Here is a 17,926-nt window from a genome sequence, read left to right as displayed (position 1 = left end):
TAATGAACGATGAGCAACTAATTGCGCAGTTAAAAAAGCGCGACCGAAATGCCCTGAAAACCGTTTACATCGGGTACAAGACCGAGTTCTTAAAGTTTATGTCGCGGTACAATGCCGATAACGGCGTGCTCGAGGATATTTTTCAAGATGCCCTGATCGTACTTTACGAAAACGCGCAAGCGGGAAAGTTGGATGCTTTGAAAAGCACTGTAAAAACATATTTGTTCGGTATCGGAAAGTTTATGCTCTTCAAGCATTTTCGCAAGGCTAAAAGAGAGGTGCCGACAGAGGAAACCTATATTTTCGATCGTTATGAGCAGACCGTGATCGAAGATGTATATGAAGATGACGGACTGAGCGATTACCAGGCCAAACTGGTCGCCAATTTTAAAAAATTAGGTGAAAAGTGCCGGGAAATACTGGAACTATTCTATTTAAAAGGAATGAAATTAGACGAGATTACCGATGTGCAGGGATATGAGAGTAAAGATGTGACGAAAAGTCAAAAATCCCGTTGTCTGCGATCACTACGACAATTAATAGGTAAGAACAATGGATAAAGAGGAACTGATAAACGGCTATTTTGAAGGTGTCCTGACCAAAGAGCAGTTAGAAAGGCTTGCGCTTTTGCGCGAGACCGATACAGAATTCGCAAAGGATTTCGAATTTGAAATAGCGCTTCAAAAATCACTTAAAAAAGGGGAGCGACAGGAGTTGAAGGAGATGTTTTCCGAGATTTCTTCAGTAAAGGAGACGCCCGAAACCAAAGTTTTTCAAATGCGCACCTGGCTTGCCGCTGCATCGGTCGCCTTGGTCGTTGGCCTGGCCTCCTGGATTTTCTTTTTCAATAATTCGGCTATCGATACCGAACAATTGTACGCCGCTAATTTTGCACCCTATGACAATGTGGTGAGCCCGATTGAGCGTGGTAACGAAATAGAGGATTTGAGAACTATGGCGTTTACGGCATACGAAAATGAGGAATATACGAAAGCTCTGGAACTTTTTTCCCGATTGAAGAATGAACAGAATGAACCCTATATTGATTTTTACGAGGCCAATCTACGAATGCAGCTTGGCCAACCTGCCAAGGCGATTCCGCTTCTCAAAAATTATATCGATAACAAAGGGCAACTGGCCGACCGTGGGTTGTGGTACTTGGCCTTGTCCCATCTTAAACTAGGCGAAATTGAGGCGTGTAAGGAGCAACTGGGCAAATTGATCGAATTGGGTACTTTTAAAACCAAAGCTGCCGAAGAATTGTTGGCGCAGCTGAACTAATGTTTACTTTTCAGCAACCATGCCCCAAAAGCGATTATGGGTAGCAAAGACAGCCACCACCATTTGTTTGTTTTGTCCTCTAAGGGCGCCACGTTTCCCGAAACCGTAAAAGCGGCCCAATAATAGGGGTGTTTTAACAAATCGTCATCGATCGTCTCTAAATATCTAAGTTTGGCATGACGTAGCGCTTCGCTTTTCGATTTGCCTTCGCTTAACCCTTCGTAGAAAAATGCCATCAAGGGCACCGTACTTTTATCGTTTATTTTCCACAGCGTATTGACCAGTGATTTTGCCCCGGCATAGTAAAACCCTTTGGAAAGACTCATCATACCCTGGCCTTTCTGTAATTTCCCGATTCCCGTTTGGCAGGCGCTTAGGGTAACCATATCGGCATTGAGGGAAGTATTGTAAAGGTCTTTGATATAGAGAACATTGTCTTTATCGGAATGCGCAGTGAAAGCCATATAAGAATAGTCGGGAAACTCGTCATTAGCCGAGGCGTGTGTTGCTAAATGAATCATTCCGTACTCCGCGGCTTTGGTCATAAAGTTATGAAGCGTAGCACTTGTGTCGGTAAATACACCGACCTTGTAAAAGTCGCCTATTCCCTCTACTTCATCGTCGTTATAGATCAGTTTGCCAAACTGTCTTTCGGTATTCTCTACAAGCGTTCCGTCAAAGCTTGGAGCAAAGGCAAGCACTTCACGAATGCCTGTATTCCGCATTTTATGAAGTTCCAACAAAGAGGAAACGGCATTGCCATAACTGATATTTTTTTGCTGCAACACATATTCATTTTCATTTTGAAGCAAATCAAAAGGAAGGTAGTGCAGTACGTCATCAGGGATGATAACGAGGTTTTTACTTTTTAGATGGGACAATGGTTCTTTTAGGATTTTTGCAAAAAGGGTTTTGCCCATTTCGACAATTATACCCGTGTTGTCGTTTACGGAGGCAGTGGAAAGTAGGCTGTAGAATCTGCGAACCTCTTCTCTATCGGCTTCAGAAAAGGGAAGGCTTAAAAATTCTTCTCCAGACTCCCCTACGACTATGGCATAGAGCATTTTATCCGACATGGTATAGGAAATCAATACATCGTTATTTTTTAACAGTACTCTTCGGATCTCTGTTAAATTAATGGGTACATCGCCATACTTTAGATTATGGTACTTGGGATAGTTTTGCTTCAATGAATCCAAGAAATTATAATATTCTTGTTGAAGTGTGAACAATTTTAGGGAATACACCCCGTCCTCATCTTTATCATCGAATTCTTGTTTTTCAAAATGGGTGATTTGGGCCCTGTACTGGGCCTCCTGATCTAGCAACTGCTTTGGTATTTCACCATATTGTGTGGCACTGGAATTTCTGAGCGCTTCCAAAAGGAGAAAATCCTTATTTTTTTCCGAGATATTTAAGGCCAGCTCCATAATCTCACGCGATGGTTTGAGCCGATAGGCTTCATAAGTAGTTGCCAACATACGACGAAAAATAGGGTACGCGCTGCTAGACAAGAATTGCTTATCAAGCTTACTGTCGAATTCCTTTTTAAGCATTGCAAAGGTTTTCAATAATGCTTTGTTCGAATGCATTGCAGCATCTAAATAAACAAGGTCGTTCGTTTTTTGATATCCTAAGTGTTGTAGTTGCGCTTTTACATCCAACAACCGCAATAATTGTCGCTTTGAAAAAACTTTATCCGGTTCTGGATTTTCAATATTCTGAACTCTTCCTGATGCCCGAAGGGCATCGTTTATTGCTAGAAGACCCTGTTCGTAATCATTTACCTTAAGGTAGAATTCGGCTAGTTTGCCATGTACTTCAGCGATATCTTGGTGCGGTTTGTTATGGCGGTACTCTTTAAAGATTTCCAGAGCTTTCTGATATTGCTCTAAAGCGATTCTTTCTTTGCCTTGCGCTGAATAAATATCCCCGTATAGTAGAAGGGATTGTTTGAAAAAAGGGTCTTCCGGTAGCAAATAGTCTTGACTCTCATCAATATATTTTAGGGCCATTTGCAAACTATCTAATGCCATATTATTTTGGGCAATATGCTGGTAGACATTAACGAGGTTGTTTTTGAACTTTTTATCTCTTTTGTAGAACTTTTTATAAACTTCGACACCGCTCTTAAATAATGCGTTAGCTTTTATCGGTTGTTCAAGCTCTACATACACTTGGGCTAGCAATTGATTTACATTAGTCAGAAAAGCTACTTTGTTTTTAAGCAGAAAGGGGTGCTGTTCGATGAGTGCCCGATTGTTCAAATAGTATTTTTCGGAAATGTCGTATTTGCCCAAGCGTTTGTAAATCGATCCCAGAAAGTTATTAATGCTGAACAAAGTGGTCGCCTCGTCATCGGTGAGGGAGGTAATCGGTTTTGAAGTATACTGTTGTCGACTTTGAAGAAAATAGTTTTTAGCGGTTTCGAAAATCCCGAGCTTGTAGTAATAATTGCCCTGATTTATTTGGTAATCATTATGATAATCACGGTAATCGGCTACCTTTTCCTTGATACCTTCAAGAGAAAGCAGCGAATCGGTTTTTGCAAGGGTCTGTGCAGATGTGGTAAGATCAAAATGATAGCTACTTGCGCTAAGCTGGTAGGTTAAAATATCTAAATAAGCTTCCGGATCATTTAGACTCAACGCAATTTCTTCCGCTTTGTTCAAATAAAAATAAGCACTATCCTTTTTGGAATACATTACATCCGCTCCTTTCCAAAAATAGTCGGTCATTTCCTCTTCAAGTGCGCTCGTTTGACAGCGAACATACGGCGAAGAGCAAAATAGGAAAACGGCGAGTATAGCACAATTTCTCATCATAAAAAGCCCCTGAATAGACATCCAGAGGCTTAAGTTACTAATTTTGAATTCTAATGATTACATGTAATGGGTATCCGATAGGAAATTTTACCTTGGGGCGCTGCTTCAAATTCTTTGGTGACTTGCAAGAAGCCATCACAACATTCATCCGTTTCGAAAGAGGCCTCATAAAGGTTTTCGTCAATCTGCTCTATTTCTCCTATGCCACCGCAAACTTCTCCACCGCCATTAACGACACTAACATCAATTTTTGACGTGATCGAAATGATATTGGAAAAATCGTATATAAGAATGGGACAATTTGAAATACAACCTCTTTCGTCGCCACAAGGATTTGGTTTCGGTTTAGGACATTTGACGCCTGGACGACAAAGACGTCCTGCAGAAATCAATTCATCCAAAAATTCTGAGTACCTATGATTCAACTCGGTTAGTTGCCTATTTTCTTCAAGTGCTTCTTCAGCTCCGGGCACGCCATTATCTAAGTCGATAAGCAGGTTTTCTTCTTGACAATTTAAATAGGACAATTCTTCCTCCAGGTAAACCTGATGAAGTAGTGGCTCTGATAAGAGCTGCGGTTCTTGGGTTTCTCTAGCTCGTGACTCAGTTGCACTAAGTTCTTCGGTCTTGAAATCTTCTTGGTTTGAACATCCTATTCCGAAAAAGAGAAATGATAGTAGTAGTGCATAGTTCATTGTTTTCATAATTTATAGTTTATATAATATTAGTGTTCAGTCGATTTAAAAGTAAACATGGCCTTTTGTGAATTTTTTAAAAGTAAGTTCAAAGTCCCGTATTTCAACGATAAATGTATAGGAAGCTACGATTCGTGTATGACCGGCCAAGAATCGGTTGAAATTGGTAAATGTTAAATTGGGGGAGAAATTGGTTAACTTGAGTTAAAACTATGTTTTAGGAAATGCAAATCATTGTAAAATTCGGACATGGGCATTCTTTTGATTGCGGAACGATATGATAAAAAATTATGCGAAGGAGTTGAACTACCCGATTCCAGAAAATTTGAAGCAATTCGTAATTGCGTCCATTTATGGGGAATCAGACACTAAGATCAACGTTAAATTCCCAGTACATCCCATTGGTTTTCCATTACTCGTTAGTATTTTTAATGATATACCTTTGGTGTATGTTCGCGGCGAAAAGACCCCAAGAAATAAAAGACTTACCATAAATGGACAGATATCAAACGCTGATATCGAGGTTGAAATCGACGGGGTTTTCGGGCAGATTGGTTTTGTATTACACCCGACAGCTACGTATTACCTTTTTCATAGAACAGGTACTTTCTTTTCAAATAAGTGTCAAAATTTTGATGCCGTTACGCCGATAGCCTTCCCAGAAATATTTAAAGAGCTTGAACGATGTTCCAGTCCAGAAGATCGATTGCCCATACTATTGGAGCTAATTCGGGAATTGGCAAAAAATCGACTCCCACCTATCCCTTGGTTGGATGATTCCCTAGAAGAGATATTTTCAAAAAATGGAAAAGTAAGCCAAACCATGTTGGCAGAAAATAGTGGCGTGGGTGTTCGACATTATAGGCGCAAATTCAAGGAAATTATAGGCGTTTCCCCAAAATACTTTTGTAAAGTGATTCAGTTGAACACGATATTCGAACTTTTGAAAACGTCGAATACAGCTGAAATTCATCGTTTGGCTTTGGACTGCGGCTACTACGACCAAGCCCATTTCGTGAATGAATTCCGCCAAATGATCGGGGAGAGTCCGACCCATTTTCTTAAGGGGAAACATGCCTATGTAGCGTCCTATTTAGGTAGAAAAGCTTAGAGCCAGAACGTTATAGCTTAACTCCATAGATTTGAAAAGTGTTTGGCTTTATTTTCAGAAATCTCGATTTTATAGTGTGAAATTGTAGTTGTCAGTACGAAGCTTACAAAGCGGCCATAATAGATTTATAGCTACTATGCCTTTGAAAATTATGGGGTACCACAAGATACACATCGCGAATTACCGGCTAGAAAGAACTTATTTACTGAATCAAGAAACTATCGGAATACGAATTGGGGTAATTGCGAGAAGTGAAAAACAAATTACAAACCGATTCATGCGGAACGTGTAAAAAAAGCATAAAAAAAGCTAGAAACGCGTTCTAACCTATTTTTCTTATACATGATACCGCCAAGCCGTACGACCCCCAATGAATTAACACTGTCATCAAATGCTGATCTAGGTAGTTCCCCCGAAACCTATAACCGAGCACAACAATAACCAACAAGTTGGTTAATATTGCTTGTGTAATGACAATTCCATTAGACGGACAGTCCAAGGACCTTTCGTATTTTTTTAACACGTTCCTTGAGTCGTACCTATTGGATTGGCAGTTTCATAAATATATTATGGGTTGAAAAACCCAAAAAAATCATTACTTTTTAAACACAAAAATGCAAGCTTGGTTTGGTATAGCTTATAAAAAATATGTGTGTATAAGAAATTACTCGGGGAAATCGCCTGTAAACATACAAAATTTCACCTAATAAATCACTAAAAATCAAAAGTATACAGTAAAAAATTTAAGTATAAAACGTAACATCGCTAGTCGATAACCCTAAATTACCTTACTTGCCAAGCTTATTGATTGTTAGTAGTTCTTCGGAAACATCGTCATTGGCCAGTAACATTTCATCAACTTGAATCTCCGGCCCTCTTTCGGTTATGATAGCCAATAAAATGGTACAAAGTAAAAAAATGAACATTATAATACATTTTTTCATGATAGTCGCTTTTTATTCTCCTTGGTTACGGTATTATTCGGTAGCGCTGGGGAACTAAAAACGCAAGATTGGTATCGCGGGAGCTAATATATCGTGATCGGTATGGTTTTCATGTTAAGAGTGTATAAACGGTGTTTTTTTTTGTGTAAATGACTTTGGATTCAAATATTTAAAGGTAAACGGTGATTTTTTGGTCGGTGAATTTCGGTTTCGCTAGTTCTTCGGTACGTCAGTAGGGCTAAGATCGAATTGTGGTTTCAAGTTTTAGGAGTATCAACTATTTCCGATCAGAATCGGCAGCGGCTATAATCATACAGACCAGGTGATAGGAAATGCCTTTCTCGATAGTATCTGGGATGTCTTTTGGGACAGTTGTGCAATAGACTAGACTTCCTATTTTTTAATTTCTTCTGCGATAACGAGCACTGTAGAATGCAAAATTTATGCACAAATTCTCCATGTTGAAGCAATTTGCAAGCGTAGTTTATCGCATAAAAGGTCTTTGAATGAATTCGTGCAGAATCTTATTGGATGGTGCAAAATTATTGAAAGGCCATTCTTCAGCAAATTTATGTTGGTCATAATCGATTTATGACCAACAATACAAATTCTTGAAAAAAGCCCGTGTCTAATGGTATTTTTAACTACTTTAATTGATAAGAAAAATAGAAATTATGATTGAGGCAGTATTGGTTGATGATGAGATAAAAGCGTTACAAGGCCTTACGTGGGAACTCACTAATTTTAGTGATGAAATTCATGTGGGCGCTTCTTTTACAAATCCTTTAGAGGCATTGGACTATTTAGCGGTGAATACCCCTGATTGTCTTTTTTTGGATATTGAGATGCCAACTATGGATGGTTTTCAGTTTATTCAAAAACTCACGAACAAAAATTTTCCAGTAGTCATTACCACCGCATACAACCAGTATGCGATAAAGGCCTTGAAGAACGAGGCAATCGATTATTTGTTGAAACCCATAGATACCGACGACCTGGAGGATACGATAAAGAAAATCAAGAAGTTCAATGCCAAAAATTTTTCCGCTGAACGTTTGGAAAAAATCTTGGTGAATTTTAATTCAAATACGATCAACAAGAAAATAACCATCAATACGGATGGAAAGCTTCTGTTTTTAGAAAGCGATGAAATCATCTACGCAGAATCGGATGGTAACTACAGTACTGTATATTTATCGGAAGGTGGTAAAATCGTGCTTACGAAAAAACTGAAGGAAGTTAACGAGCTACTTCCTGCGGATTCTTTTTTCAGAATACACAATTCCTATATCATCAATCTTCATAAGGTCAAGGAGTTTCTAAAGACCGATGGGTACGTAGTGCTCAAAACAGGTCATAAGATTCCAGTTAGTAGACAGAAAAAATCCGATTTTCTAGATATGCTCTAGACCGTTTTATGCTGAAATCCCTAAAATACGGTTACGAGGGTTTCTTTAAGGTACTTTCGTCCTTCGCATTGCTGTACCTCATATTTGCTTCGAATCAGGTTACCGCTCAATCCGTTAGTATTTCCGATGATTTCAAAAAGACGGTCGACAGTCTGATCGAGGCAGGTCCGAAAACATATAAAGAACTCGATGCAGTGCTAAGACCCGTACGTAGCGATACGGTGTTCATGAACTTTTTCGAGGCGAGGGCCGCCGAAAAAAAGTACCTCGACGGGCAAACATACGCTTTGAACCAACTGGGCAGAAAATACCGTAATATTTCCGATTTTGCCAAAAGCCTGGATTTGCATCGTAAGGCCCTTACCGTTGCCGAAGCTGCCAAAAATGTGGAGTTCGAAGTATATAGCCTGAACATGATCAGTGTGGTTTACCGAAAAACAGATGCGATAAAATCATCCCTAGACTACAGCCAACAAGCCCTTGCGCTTGCCGAAACCATAGCGAAGCCTTCTGAAGGCATTAAGCGCAGCATGAATGTTTCCTCGAACAATATCGCCAACATTTATATGATGCTGGAGCAGTACGACTTGGCCATCGAGCGTTTCGAGAAATCGATAGTGTTGGACAAGGAGCTTGATAATAACCTGGGTTTGGCGATCAACTACCAAAATATAGGTGTTTGCTACGAAGCGCAAGGAAGGCTTGAGAAGGCCTTGGAGAATTTACAAACGTCCTTGTCCTATAACGAGAAAATCGATTCGGATAGGGGTAGGGTGATCTGTAATTACAGTATTGCCCATGTTTTCGTTCACCAGAACAAAGAGAAAGAAGCCCTGCATCTTCTAGAGTCCGCATTGCCCGTGGCAGTTCGGTTGGACGATAAGAAAATCATTTCTTCGGTGCACATTAATATGGGGTGGACTTTGACCCATCTCGGGAGATACAAAATAGCTGAGGAACACCTGCTCAAGGGACGGGAAATTGCCGCGCAGTACAATCTTCTCGCCGAACTAGAGGAGGCAGACAAGTTCTTGTCGGAATTGTTCGTTGCCAAGGGCAATTATAAAAAAGCGTTGGAGTACTATAAATCCAACGCGCATTTTAAAGATGTGATTTCCACCGAAAGAAATCTACGGTATGTAGACGATGTAATCTATTATTACGATTACGAGAAAAAGAACAGTAAGATCGAGGTGCTTGAAAAACAAAATGAAATCGCCAAACTAAGACTTCGCCAAAATCAGATTACTTTATGGATCAGTGGTATCGTTCTGGCATTGATGGCAGGTATTTTTTACGTATTGTACCGGCAATTTCAGCTAAAAAACGAAAAAAAGGTAATTACCCTGGAACAGGATATGCTGCGCAGTCAGATGAATCCACATTTCCTATTCAATTCGCTTAATTCCATCAAACTGTACATCATTAACAACGAACAAAAGAATGCCGTACACTATCTGAACAAATTTTCGAAACTGGTACGAAAAATTCTCGAAGCTTCTTCTGTAAAGGAAATCGCGCTTGCCGAGGAGCTTGAAACTGTAGAACTATATATGAACATAGAGGACATTCGCTTTTCCAACGAAATCAATTTTAAGATTACGGTGGCTGATGGGGTTGATCCGCATCTCATCAAAATACCTTCCCTTATCCTACAGCCTTTTTTGGAAAACGCGCTATGGCATGGTTTATCCTCAAAGCAAGGAGAAAAGAAAATCGACCTTCATGTCGGAAAGACCGAAGAAGATTCCATTGCCATCACCATTACCGACAACGGTATAGGCCGGGCGGCTGCGGAAAAGATAAAGGAAAGCAAAGTGCTCAAAAGAAAATCGGTCGGTATCGATATTACCAAGGAACGATTGGCTAATTTTTCAAAAGAATTTAGAAACCCCTATTCTTTGGAGATGATCGATCTTTTCGATGATAAGGGGAAGGCGACGGGCACAAAGGTAGTACTTGTTATTCCTACTATTTAAGATGTTCTTTGGCGACCTGCTCAAGCTCGGCGTACCACGCTTCCCCGAATTTACGGACCAAGGCCTCCTTTACGAACTTATATATCGGAACTTTTAACTCGACACCCAGACTACAGGCAGGGTCGCAGATGTGCCATTTGTGATAATTGACCGCTGTTAACTGCGAATATTCCCGAACCCGAACGGGATACATGTGGCACGATACCGGTTTTTTCCATTGTATCGCACCTTGGTTATACGCTTCCTCAATGCCGCACTTGGCGGTTCCGTTTTCCGAGAAGGTAACATAGGCGCATTCGCTATTGTTGACCAATGGGGTTTCCCATTCGCCGTCATCCCCTTTAACAAAAGCACCTTGATCCTCTATTACCGCAATGCCCTCCGGGCGTAAAAACGGTTTTATATCGGCGAAGATATCTACCAAAATCTCGGTTTCCTTATCCTCAAGGGGCGCTCCGGCATTGCCATCGATACAGCAGGCACCTTTGCATGCCGAAAGGTTACAGACAAAATCGTTTTCTATGATCTCTTCGGAGACAATGGTTTTTCCAAGTTGGAACATAAGACTGTGATTTGGCATACAAAGATACTTTTTTAAGAGCTGTTAATGGCAATGGTATTTCGTCGTTTATATGGTGTGAAAACCTGTACTTAAGCGTAATTTTGCGCAAAATTTGAAAACGGATGACATTTAATTTCAATGTTCGGGAGATTGCTACGGCCACCATGGTTCTTTTTGCGGTAATCGATATTTTGGGCAGTATTCCCATAATCATCGGCTTGCGTAATAAAACGGGCCATATTCAATCTGAAAAGGCATCGATCGTGGCGGCATGCCTTATGGTCGCGTTCCTTTTTTTGGGTGAGGAGATTCTAAAATTGATCGGTATCGATGTCAACTCTTTCGCCGTGGCCGGCGCTTTTATCATCTTTTTTCTGGCGATCGAAATGATTCTGGGCATCACTCTGTACAAAGATGACGAGCCGGAAAGTGCTTCGGTCGTTCCTATTGCCTTCCCATTGATTGCCGGTGCAGGTACACTTACCTCGTTACTTTCACTTCGGTCCGAATATGCGGTTGAAAATATCATTGTAGCCATCATTTTGAACATTATCTTTGTATATCTTGTATTGAAGTCCTCCGTACGGATAGAAAAAATATTGGGTAAAAATGGAGTCAGTGTCATCCGAAAGGTCTTCGGTGTTATTTTACTGGCCATTGCGGTAAAGCTATTCGCCGCCAATATCAACGGTCTTATGGGAGGATTGTAATTTTAAAGACTCAAAAAATGAGTAAAACGATAAGCATTATTTTAATCGTATTGGCCCTTGCCTTGATCGCTTACAATGTAACGATGTTGAATTTTGAAAACCTGTTCGAGGGTGATAGCACCGTAGCGCTTATCGGTATTGTGGCATCGCTCTGCGCTATTGTGTTATTGCTGATTTATATCACTTCAAAAAAGATACAGCGCAGGATGAACGATGAGTAAACGGAAGGGAAAATGTTATGGGAAAGCGCTAGATATAAATCGGATAAACTAGCTTTGCTAGCGCTGCATTTCCTCGTTTTCGATAGCAAATGGGATTGAGGACGGATCATCCAATTCCTTCACTTTCTGAAGCATATTGTCTCCATCGCTCTTTATTTTCGCGTAGGCATTGGTGTCAAAAAGTTGTTCGGCCAGCGTTGCTTTTAAATACATTTTAATTCGGGCCTCATATTCGTAATAGTCCAGGCTGTAGTTCTGTTGCACACAGTAGGCCGCGAATTGTTCAAAGAGAATATCGTCTACCGTAAAGTCGTTTAAAAATTCTGCACGGCTGTATTCGGCGTACCGTTCCCGGTCGCTATCCAAATGCCCGAAAATAAAGTAGGAGATAACACCTTGGCTGTCCAATACATCAATAAACTCCTCCTCATTGCTGCCGATGGGCACGAACTCGTCGGGTATGATACCGCCCCCGCCATAAACGATCTTACCCTTTGGGGTGGTGAATTTTAGCGAGTCGGCGACCTTAATGCTATCAACCGAAGCCAGCTCTCCGTTGCGGTACCGCTCCACGAATTTTTTATAATAATCCTTGTTGCCTTTTTTATAGGATTTTTGAATTGAACGCCCTGTCGGGGTGTAGTATCGCGATACCGTCAGACGAACTGCGGATCCATCACCAAGTTCCATTTCGCGTTGCACGAGACCTTTTCCAAAAGAACGTCGGCCTACGATGGTTCCGATGTCGTTGTCCTGAAGCGCGCCGGCAATAATTTCGCTTGCCGAAGCCGACCGCTCGTTGATCAATACGTAAACAGGCTTCCCTTCAAAGCTTCCTTTTTTGGTCGCGTACACTTCGTTGACCTGCCCTTTTTTATTTTTTGTGAACAATATTAATTTGCCGTCGGTCAAAAATTCGTCGGCCATTTTTTCGGCGATACCCAAATATCCTCCGGGATTATCCCTGAGATCCAGTGCCAATTTTTGGGCTCCTTGTTTTTGCAATGCGGACAAGGCCCTCTTGAACTCGACAAAGGTGGATTCGGCAAAACGATCCACTTTGATATACCCGATATCGTCGGTCAACATAAAGGTCGAGATGACACTTTTAATAGGCACAATATCCCGTTTTACGGTAGTTGCAAAATGGCGGTCTTCACTTTTACGATATACTTGCAAGCGTACCGAACTTCCTTTTTTGCCTTTGAGCTTGCCCACGATATCGGTATTGTTCAGGTCTTTCCCAAAGAGGGTATCCTTGCCCGCGGCCAAAATACGATCGCCCGCCATGATACCTTTTTTGGCACTTGGCCCATCGGCAATGGTCTTTATGACCGCAATACTGTCACGATAGGTGTAAAAAGTAACCCCAATACCCACAAAATCGCCCTTCATGCTTTCGGACACTTTGCTCATTTCCTGCTTAGGGATGTAAACCGAATGCGGGTCTAGCTTTTCAAGTATGTTGTTCACTGTAACGTCGACGATACTATCGGTATCGATTTCATCTACATATTCGTAATCGATATAGTCGATTAAGCGATTCAGCTTATCCTTTTTGGAGTTTGTTGTAAATAGCTTTTCGGGGGTGTCGTTAAAATGAAGTTTTCCGCCAACGAAAATACCTAGTGCCAGTGCGGCTGCCAGTAAGGTGGGTATGATGTAGGCGTATTTCTTTTTCATTGTACCATGCTTTCTATTATCGGAAGATGAACCAATTCAACTCCGGCCTTGCCCAAAAACTTTAACCCGGAATCATCTTTGTAGGCGTTTTGGTATACAACACGTTTTATGCCACATTGATGAATTAATTTACTGCATTCCCGGCAAGGCGATAGCGTAATGTATAGCGTAGCCCCTTCGCACGACTGTGTTGATGCCGCTACCTTACTGATGGCATTGGCCTCTGCATGCAGAACATACCATTTAGTATAGCCATCTTCATCCTCACAAAAATTTTCGAATCCCGTAGGCGTGCCATTATAGCCGTCGGAGATGATCATCCGTTCCTTTACGATAATGGCTCCGACTTGTTTCCGTTCACAGTAGGACAGTTTTCCCCATTCGGCGGCCATACGCAAATAGGCCCTATCATATTTTTCCTGTTTCTTTTTTGTCATTTATAGGCGAGATTGCCATTAAAAAATAGCGATTGCTGCGAAAGAACTAAGATACCTGCTTTACGATCGCCCCGCAACCCCCATTGGTTAATTTTAAGTGAAAAGTTCAGCGTTGAAACTTGCCTTTAGGTGGGGAAAGTAGCAATCAAAACCGGTAAGGTCAACAAGATAACCACTAGCGACCCCACTACCACAAAAATGGGTTGTTTTACCCTTAAAACCGACTGAAGTACGTACGCAAGGGCCAATATGCCAAGCACGATGATAAGCTGCGAGATTTCAATGCCCGTAGCAAAAGCGAGTAAGGGCATCAGTTTGTCTTCCTCCCCGGCCATTAACATCTTAAAATAGTTGCTGAAACCAAATCCGTGTATCAACCCGAAAAATGCCGTTGCGATACCATGCAACAAAATGGATTTTTTCCCATCTGGTGAACGCTGGTAGATGATATTGAATAGCGCCGTCAGGAGTATCGTCACCGGAATCAGAAACTCAACGAGGGCAACGTCCATGACGAGCACTTCATACACAGATAACCCCAAGGCAAGGCAATGGGTAAATGTGAAAATAGTCGCGAGCACCAATACGGGATTCCATTTTATAAAGGTAAACGGGATGGCGAGCGCCGCCAGGAACAAAATGTGGTCATAGGCGGAAAAGTCCAGTACATGTTGTAGGCCCAGTTTTACGTAAAAGAAAAAATCTTCCATCTTAATAGGAGTTCATGCCCTAAATATACATCGAAAATTGGCTTGATTCTTGGTTGGATAAATGGGTTGTTTGGAAATAATGCTGGATATTTCAATACCATTCGTAAAACAACCTGTTCTCGACTCGATGTCAATTTTGGTATCTTTAACCTTTAAAACCATTAGCTCTTGTTCAAAACCCATTCCCTACGGTCGCGCATCTTTATCGCCATGATTCTCCTGGTGTTGATTTCCTCGGTCCTTATAGCGGGCATCACCGTATATCAATACCGCGAACAGACACGTGATTATCACAACGAGCGCTTAGAACGAAAAGAAGAGCAGATCAAGCAGAGCATACAGTACACCCTGCGCGAGACTACTTTTCCACCGACGACCGAAAATCTGGGCTATATCTTCCAGGATGAAATTTATGAAATTGCCGACGTACAAAATATAAATTTCAACATCTATGATTTAGAAGGTCAGTTGATCAAAACGTCAAGACCGAAATTCGAGACAGATACCATTGCGAATTGCTTAGATAGCAGCGTCCTGAACGGACTGAACGCCAGTGGCGACAAGCGTTATGTACAAAAGAACGCGGCTATTGGAGATAAATACCAGGCCTCTTATACCTATATCGTGGATGGCAAGTTCAAACCAATCGGTATATTGAATCTCCCCTATGTTGAGGACAATTCTTTTAACGATAAGGAATTACGGGAATTTCTGATTCGCTTAAGTGGCGTTTATGTGGTGATGCTGCTCTTGGCGATAGGGCTGGCTTATTTTATTTCGAAATACATCACACGGTCGCTACAGACGATTACCGATATGATGGCCCGTACCGACCTGACCAAACACAACCAGAAAATACTGATCGAAAACCCTAGCGACGAAATCGAAAAACTGGTTACCTCGTATAACGCTATGATCGAGGAGCTTGAGCAAAGTGCGGTGAAACTGGCCCGTAGCGAACGCGAGCAGGCTTGGCGTGAAATGGCCAAACAAGTCGCACATGAAATTAAAAATCCGCTGACGCCCATGCGATTGAGTGTGCAGAGTTTCGAACGTAAATTCGACCCCACAGACCCCGACGCCAAAAAGAAAATGCAGGAGTATTCCAATACTTTGATCCAACAAATCGATACAATGAGCAATATCGCCTCGGCTTTTTCGAATTTTGCCGAAATGCCCGCCCAACAAAATGAAACACTCGATGTAATCAAAATTGTCAAGTTGGCCTTGGATATCTTTACGGAAGAGTACATTCATTTTATTGCCGAGGAAGATGCGATCATCGCAAAATTAGATCGTACGCAACTGATCCGTGTGGTGACCAATTTGGTGAAGAATGCCATACAGGCGGTCCCGGAAGTGGAATCGCCACGTATTTTGGTTTCGGTCTATTCCGACGGGGATTATGTGAAAATAGCGGTTGCCGATAACGGTACTGGTATTGATGATGATTTAAAAGACCGTGTTTTTGAACCTAAATTCACGACCAAAAGTAGCGGAATGGGACTAGGGTTGGGAATGGTAAAAGCAATCGTAGAGAATTACAAAGGCAGTATTGAATTCACCTCTCAAGAGGGCAGGGGCACCGTATTTACGGTAAATTTTCCTAAAGAATTTCGTTTGAAATCGGTATAAGTGGCTGAAAATATCAAATACTTTATCGTTGATGTATTTGCCGAGGAAAAATATGCAGGCAATCAGCTTGCGGTTTTCGTCGATTTGAAAAGAACCTTAAGCGCCGAACAAATGCTCGCTATGACACGGGAAATCAATTTTGCCGAAAGTGCCTTTATCCGTTCTTGCGAAGACGAAGATACTTTTGCGGTTCGAATTTTCACGCCAGTATACGAAGTGCCTTTCGCGGGCCATCCGTGCTTGGGAAGTACCTATGTTATTGCGAGACATTTGATGGCCACTGTAAAAGGAAGTTTGCACTTACGGTTGCAAAAAACTGTGATACCGATTCGAATCAGTTCGCCTAAAAAACTGGATGACAGTCGCTTTACCATGCAACAGGCACAGCCAATTTTTGGAGCGACCTTTTCAGCCACTGAAATTGCCTCGGGACTCGGCATTCCTCTCGATAGTCTGGACGCGAAGATGCAGATACAGGAAGTAGACACCGGCCTGCCCTACCTATTGATTTTTTTAAAGGATTTGAAATCGATGAGGCAGCTGCATTTCAACGAGCAAAAGGTAATCGAGTTCCTACTGAATAACCAAATGCACAAGAGTAACAGTATAACCGGACTCAGCACATCCATTTTCTTGGTCACTCCGGAAACCGTAGATGCCAACAAAGACTATCATACCCGAATGTTCGCTTTGGAAAACGGTAAAATTTGCGAAGACGCGGCTACGGGTAGTGCCAATGGATGCTTGTTGGCATATCTTCTTAAATATACAGGTAAATCGCAATCCGTAATCGTGGAGCAAGGCTATGGGATGGGGCGTAAATCCATTTTATATTTAGATGGTACAATACATAATAACGAATATATAATCAACGTAGGCGGGCAAGTAGTTCCCATTTCGGAGGGTACGTGGTACGTCGCATAAAAATCAACATATGAATTACAACAACATCCTGATCGAACAAACACAACAGTTGGCCACCATCACTATTAATCGCCCGAGCAAACTGAACGCTTTGAATAGGGAAACCATTCAAGAACTTCACGAAGCCTTCAAAGACCTTGATGAAGATGGCGAGGTAAAAGTCATTATCCTCACGGGAAGTGGGGAAAAAGCTTTTGTGGCCGGTGCCGATATTTCCGAGTTTGCCGATTTTTCGGAGAAAGAAGGGGGTAAACTGGCCGCTAAGGGTCAAAAACTCTTGTTCGATTTCGTCGAAAACCTCTCGACGCCCGTTATTGCAGCGATAAACGGGTTCGCCCTTGGTGGTGGTCTCGAACTGGCGATGGCCTGCCATTTTCGAGTGGCGAGCGCTAATGCCAAAATGGGGCTTCCCGAAGTTTCACTTGGTGTAATTCCCGGGTATGGCGGTACACAACGGCTTCCGCAATTGGTCGGCAAAGGCCGCGCTATGGAAATGATCATGACCGCGGGGATGATCGATGCGGAAAGTGCGTTGCGTTACGGCCTGGTAAACCATGTGGTGCCGCAGGAAGAATTGCAATCCCTTTGTGAAAAACTGGCAGGCAGGATATCGAATAATTCGCCGATAGCCATCGGTCATGCAATAAAAGCGGTAAATGCTGGTTTTAAAGAAGATAGTAATGGGTATGCCGCCGAAATAAAAGCTTTTGGCGCCTGCTTCGGAACGGCCGATTTTGTGGAAGGCACTACTGCTTTTCTGGAAAAGCGGAAGGCCGATTTCCCAGGCAAATAGCAAACTC

General features: G+C 41.9%; 17 protein-coding genes. 10 read left to right on the top strand and 7 right to left on the bottom strand.

The annotated features are described in order from the left end of the window. Nucleotides 1-2 precede the first annotated feature (2 nt). Nucleotides 3-560, top strand: a complete 558-nt coding sequence (locus tag FGM00_RS16255) for an RNA polymerase sigma factor (protein WP_138853922.1) — start codon at nt 3-5, stop codon at nt 558-560. Beyond that, nucleotides 553-1,281 carry a tetratricopeptide repeat protein gene (locus FGM00_RS16250; RefSeq protein ID WP_138853921.1) on the top strand — a complete coding sequence of 243 codons (729 nt, stop codon included), beginning with the start codon at nt 553-555 and terminating at the stop codon, nt 1,279-1,281. Before FGM00_RS16255 ends, FGM00_RS16250 begins: the two co-directional genes overlap by 8 nt. Here the strand turns inward: FGM00_RS16250 and FGM00_RS16245 are convergent. Beyond that, nucleotides 1,278-4,019, bottom strand: a complete 2,742-nt coding sequence (locus FGM00_RS16245; protein WP_175416254.1) for a CHAT domain-containing protein — start codon at nt 4,017-4,019, stop codon at nt 1,278-1,280. The genes FGM00_RS16250 and FGM00_RS16245 overlap by 4 nt on opposite strands. 137 nt (nt 4,020-4,156) lie before the next feature. Next, nucleotides 4,157-4,810, bottom strand: a complete 654-nt coding sequence (locus tag FGM00_RS16240) for a hypothetical protein (protein ID WP_138853919.1) — start codon at nt 4,808-4,810, stop codon at nt 4,157-4,159. 268 nt (nt 4,811-5,078) lie between these two features. Between FGM00_RS16240 and FGM00_RS16235 the strand changes: the two genes are divergently transcribed. After that, nucleotides 5,079-5,912, top strand: a complete 834-nt coding sequence (locus tag FGM00_RS16235) for a helix-turn-helix domain-containing protein (RefSeq protein WP_138853918.1) — start codon at nt 5,079-5,081, stop codon at nt 5,910-5,912. Nucleotides 5,913-6,700: 788 nt separating this feature from the next. On the opposite strand, the gene FGM00_RS19845 is transcribed toward FGM00_RS16235, so the two are convergent. Then, nucleotides 6,701-6,856 carry a hypothetical protein gene (locus FGM00_RS19845; protein WP_175416253.1) on the bottom strand — a complete coding sequence of 52 codons (156 nt, stop codon included), beginning with the start codon at nt 6,854-6,856 and terminating at the stop codon, nt 6,701-6,703. 674 nt (nt 6,857-7,530) lie between these two features. On the opposite strand from FGM00_RS19845, the gene FGM00_RS16230 reads away from it, so the two are divergent. Then, nucleotides 7,531-8,265 carry a LytR/AlgR family response regulator transcription factor gene (locus FGM00_RS16230; RefSeq protein ID WP_138853917.1) on the top strand — a complete coding sequence of 245 codons (735 nt, stop codon included), beginning with the start codon at nt 7,531-7,533 and terminating at the stop codon, nt 8,263-8,265. An 8-nt stretch (nt 8,266-8,273) separates the two neighbouring features. After that, nucleotides 8,274-10,244: a tetratricopeptide repeat protein gene (locus FGM00_RS16225; RefSeq protein WP_138853916.1), complete on the top strand. Its 1,971-nt coding sequence runs from the start codon at nt 8,274-8,276 to the stop codon at nt 10,242-10,244. On the opposite strand, the gene FGM00_RS16220 is transcribed toward FGM00_RS16225, so the two are convergent. Further along, entirely contained in the window at nt 10,237-10,806 is a 570-nt protein-coding gene (locus FGM00_RS16220; protein WP_138853915.1) for a DUF3109 family protein, read from the bottom strand. The two genes, FGM00_RS16225 and FGM00_RS16220, sit on opposite strands and share 8 nt — an antisense overlap. A gap of 122 nt (nt 10,807-10,928) precedes the next feature. Between FGM00_RS16220 and FGM00_RS16215 the strand changes: the two genes are divergently transcribed. Next, the gene (locus tag FGM00_RS16215) at nt 10,929-11,516 is read left to right on the top strand and encodes a MarC family protein (protein ID WP_138853914.1); all 588 of its coding nucleotides are present in this window, start codon (nt 10,929-10,931) and stop codon (nt 11,514-11,516) included. Nucleotides 11,517-11,533: 17 nt separating this feature from the next. After that, on the top strand, nt 11,534-11,737 hold the full coding sequence (locus FGM00_RS16210; RefSeq protein ID WP_138853913.1) for a hypothetical protein: 204 nt from the start codon (nt 11,534-11,536) through the stop codon (nt 11,735-11,737). A 57-nt stretch (nt 11,738-11,794) separates the two neighbouring features. Here FGM00_RS16210 and FGM00_RS16205 read toward each other — a convergent pair whose 3' ends face one another. From FGM00_RS16205 to FGM00_RS16195, 3 genes are all read right to left on the bottom strand, one after another. Further along, nucleotides 11,795-13,420, bottom strand: a complete 1,626-nt coding sequence (locus FGM00_RS16205) for a S41 family peptidase (RefSeq protein ID WP_138853912.1) — start codon at nt 13,418-13,420, stop codon at nt 11,795-11,797. Further along, nucleotides 13,417-13,857, bottom strand: a complete 441-nt coding sequence (locus FGM00_RS16200; protein WP_138853911.1) for a deoxycytidylate deaminase — start codon at nt 13,855-13,857, stop codon at nt 13,417-13,419. The genes FGM00_RS16205 and FGM00_RS16200 overlap by 4 nt, the downstream gene beginning before the upstream one ends. 125 nt (nt 13,858-13,982) lie before the next feature. Next, complete coding sequence (locus FGM00_RS16195) at nt 13,983-14,567, bottom strand: HupE/UreJ family protein (protein WP_138853910.1); 585 nt, start codon at nt 14,565-14,567, stop codon at nt 13,983-13,985. Between the two features lie 210 nt (nt 14,568-14,777). Between FGM00_RS16195 and FGM00_RS16190 the strand changes: the two genes are divergently transcribed. Genes FGM00_RS16190 through FGM00_RS16180 form a run of 3 tightly spaced genes read left to right on the top strand, consistent with a single transcriptional unit; the run spans nt 14,778 to nt 17,919 of the window. After that, nucleotides 14,778-16,202 carry a sensor histidine kinase gene (locus FGM00_RS16190; protein WP_138854737.1) on the top strand — a complete coding sequence of 475 codons (1,425 nt, stop codon included), beginning with the start codon at nt 14,778-14,780 and terminating at the stop codon, nt 16,200-16,202. Beyond that, nucleotides 16,203-17,126 (top strand): PhzF family phenazine biosynthesis protein, encoded by a 924-nt coding sequence (locus tag FGM00_RS16185; protein ID WP_138853909.1) that lies wholly within the window; start codon nt 16,203-16,205, stop codon nt 17,124-17,126. It begins immediately after the preceding gene. A 10-nt stretch (nt 17,127-17,136) separates the two neighbouring features. Continuing rightward, a complete protein-coding gene (locus FGM00_RS16180) occupies nt 17,137-17,919 on the top strand; it encodes an enoyl-CoA hydratase/isomerase family protein (RefSeq protein WP_138853908.1) in 783 nt (260 codons plus the stop codon). The last annotated feature ends 7 nt before the right edge of the window (nt 17,920-17,926 follow it).

This window comes from Aggregatimonas sangjinii (assembly GCF_005943945.1).
Taxonomy (GTDB): domain Bacteria; phylum Bacteroidota; class Bacteroidia; order Flavobacteriales; family Flavobacteriaceae; genus Pelagihabitans; species Pelagihabitans sangjinii.
Note: the sequence above shows the minus strand (reverse complement) of the source record. Positions and strands in the feature narration are given on the sequence as shown.

Coding starts and splice junctions, on each gene's coding strand:
- FGM00_RS16250 (WP_138853921.1), top strand. CDS start 553: ATGGATAAAGAGGAACTGATAAACGGCTATTTTGAAGGTGTCCTGACC.
- FGM00_RS16200 (WP_138853911.1), bottom strand. CDS start 13,857: ATGACAAAAAAGAAACAGGAAAAATATGATAGGGCCTATTTGCGTATG.
- FGM00_RS16210 (WP_138853913.1), top strand. CDS start 11,534: ATGAGTAAAACGATAAGCATTATTTTAATCGTATTGGCCCTTGCCTTG.
- FGM00_RS16230 (WP_138853917.1), top strand. CDS start 7,531: ATGATTGAGGCAGTATTGGTTGATGATGAGATAAAAGCGTTACAAGGC.
- FGM00_RS16255 (WP_138853922.1), top strand. CDS start 3: ATGAACGATGAGCAACTAATTGCGCAGTTAAAAAAGCGCGACCGAAAT.
- FGM00_RS16205 (WP_138853912.1), bottom strand. CDS start 13,420: ATGAAAAAGAAATACGCCTACATCATACCCACCTTACTGGCAGCCGCA.
- FGM00_RS16235 (WP_138853918.1), top strand. CDS start 5,079: ATGATAAAAAATTATGCGAAGGAGTTGAACTACCCGATTCCAGAAAAT.
- FGM00_RS16215 (WP_138853914.1), top strand. CDS start 10,929: ATGACATTTAATTTCAATGTTCGGGAGATTGCTACGGCCACCATGGTT.
- FGM00_RS16190 (WP_138854737.1), top strand. CDS start 14,778: ATGATTCTCCTGGTGTTGATTTCCTCGGTCCTTATAGCGGGCATCACC.
- FGM00_RS16225 (WP_138853916.1), top strand. CDS start 8,274: ATGCTGAAATCCCTAAAATACGGTTACGAGGGTTTCTTTAAGGTACTT.
- FGM00_RS16195 (WP_138853910.1), bottom strand. CDS start 14,567: ATGGAAGATTTTTTCTTTTACGTAAAACTGGGCCTACAACATGTACTG.
- FGM00_RS16220 (WP_138853915.1), bottom strand. CDS start 10,806: ATGTTCCAACTTGGAAAAACCATTGTCTCCGAAGAGATCATAGAAAAC.
- FGM00_RS19845 (WP_175416253.1), bottom strand. CDS start 6,856: ATGAAAAAATGTATTATAATGTTCATTTTTTTACTTTGTACCATTTTA.
- FGM00_RS16180 (WP_138853908.1), top strand. CDS start 17,137: ATGAATTACAACAACATCCTGATCGAACAAACACAACAGTTGGCCACC.
- FGM00_RS16240 (WP_138853919.1), bottom strand. CDS start 4,810: ATGAAAACAATGAACTATGCACTACTACTATCATTTCTCTTTTTCGGA.
- FGM00_RS16245 (WP_175416254.1), bottom strand. CDS start 4,019: ATGACCGACTATTTTTGGAAAGGAGCGGATGTAATGTATTCCAAAAAG.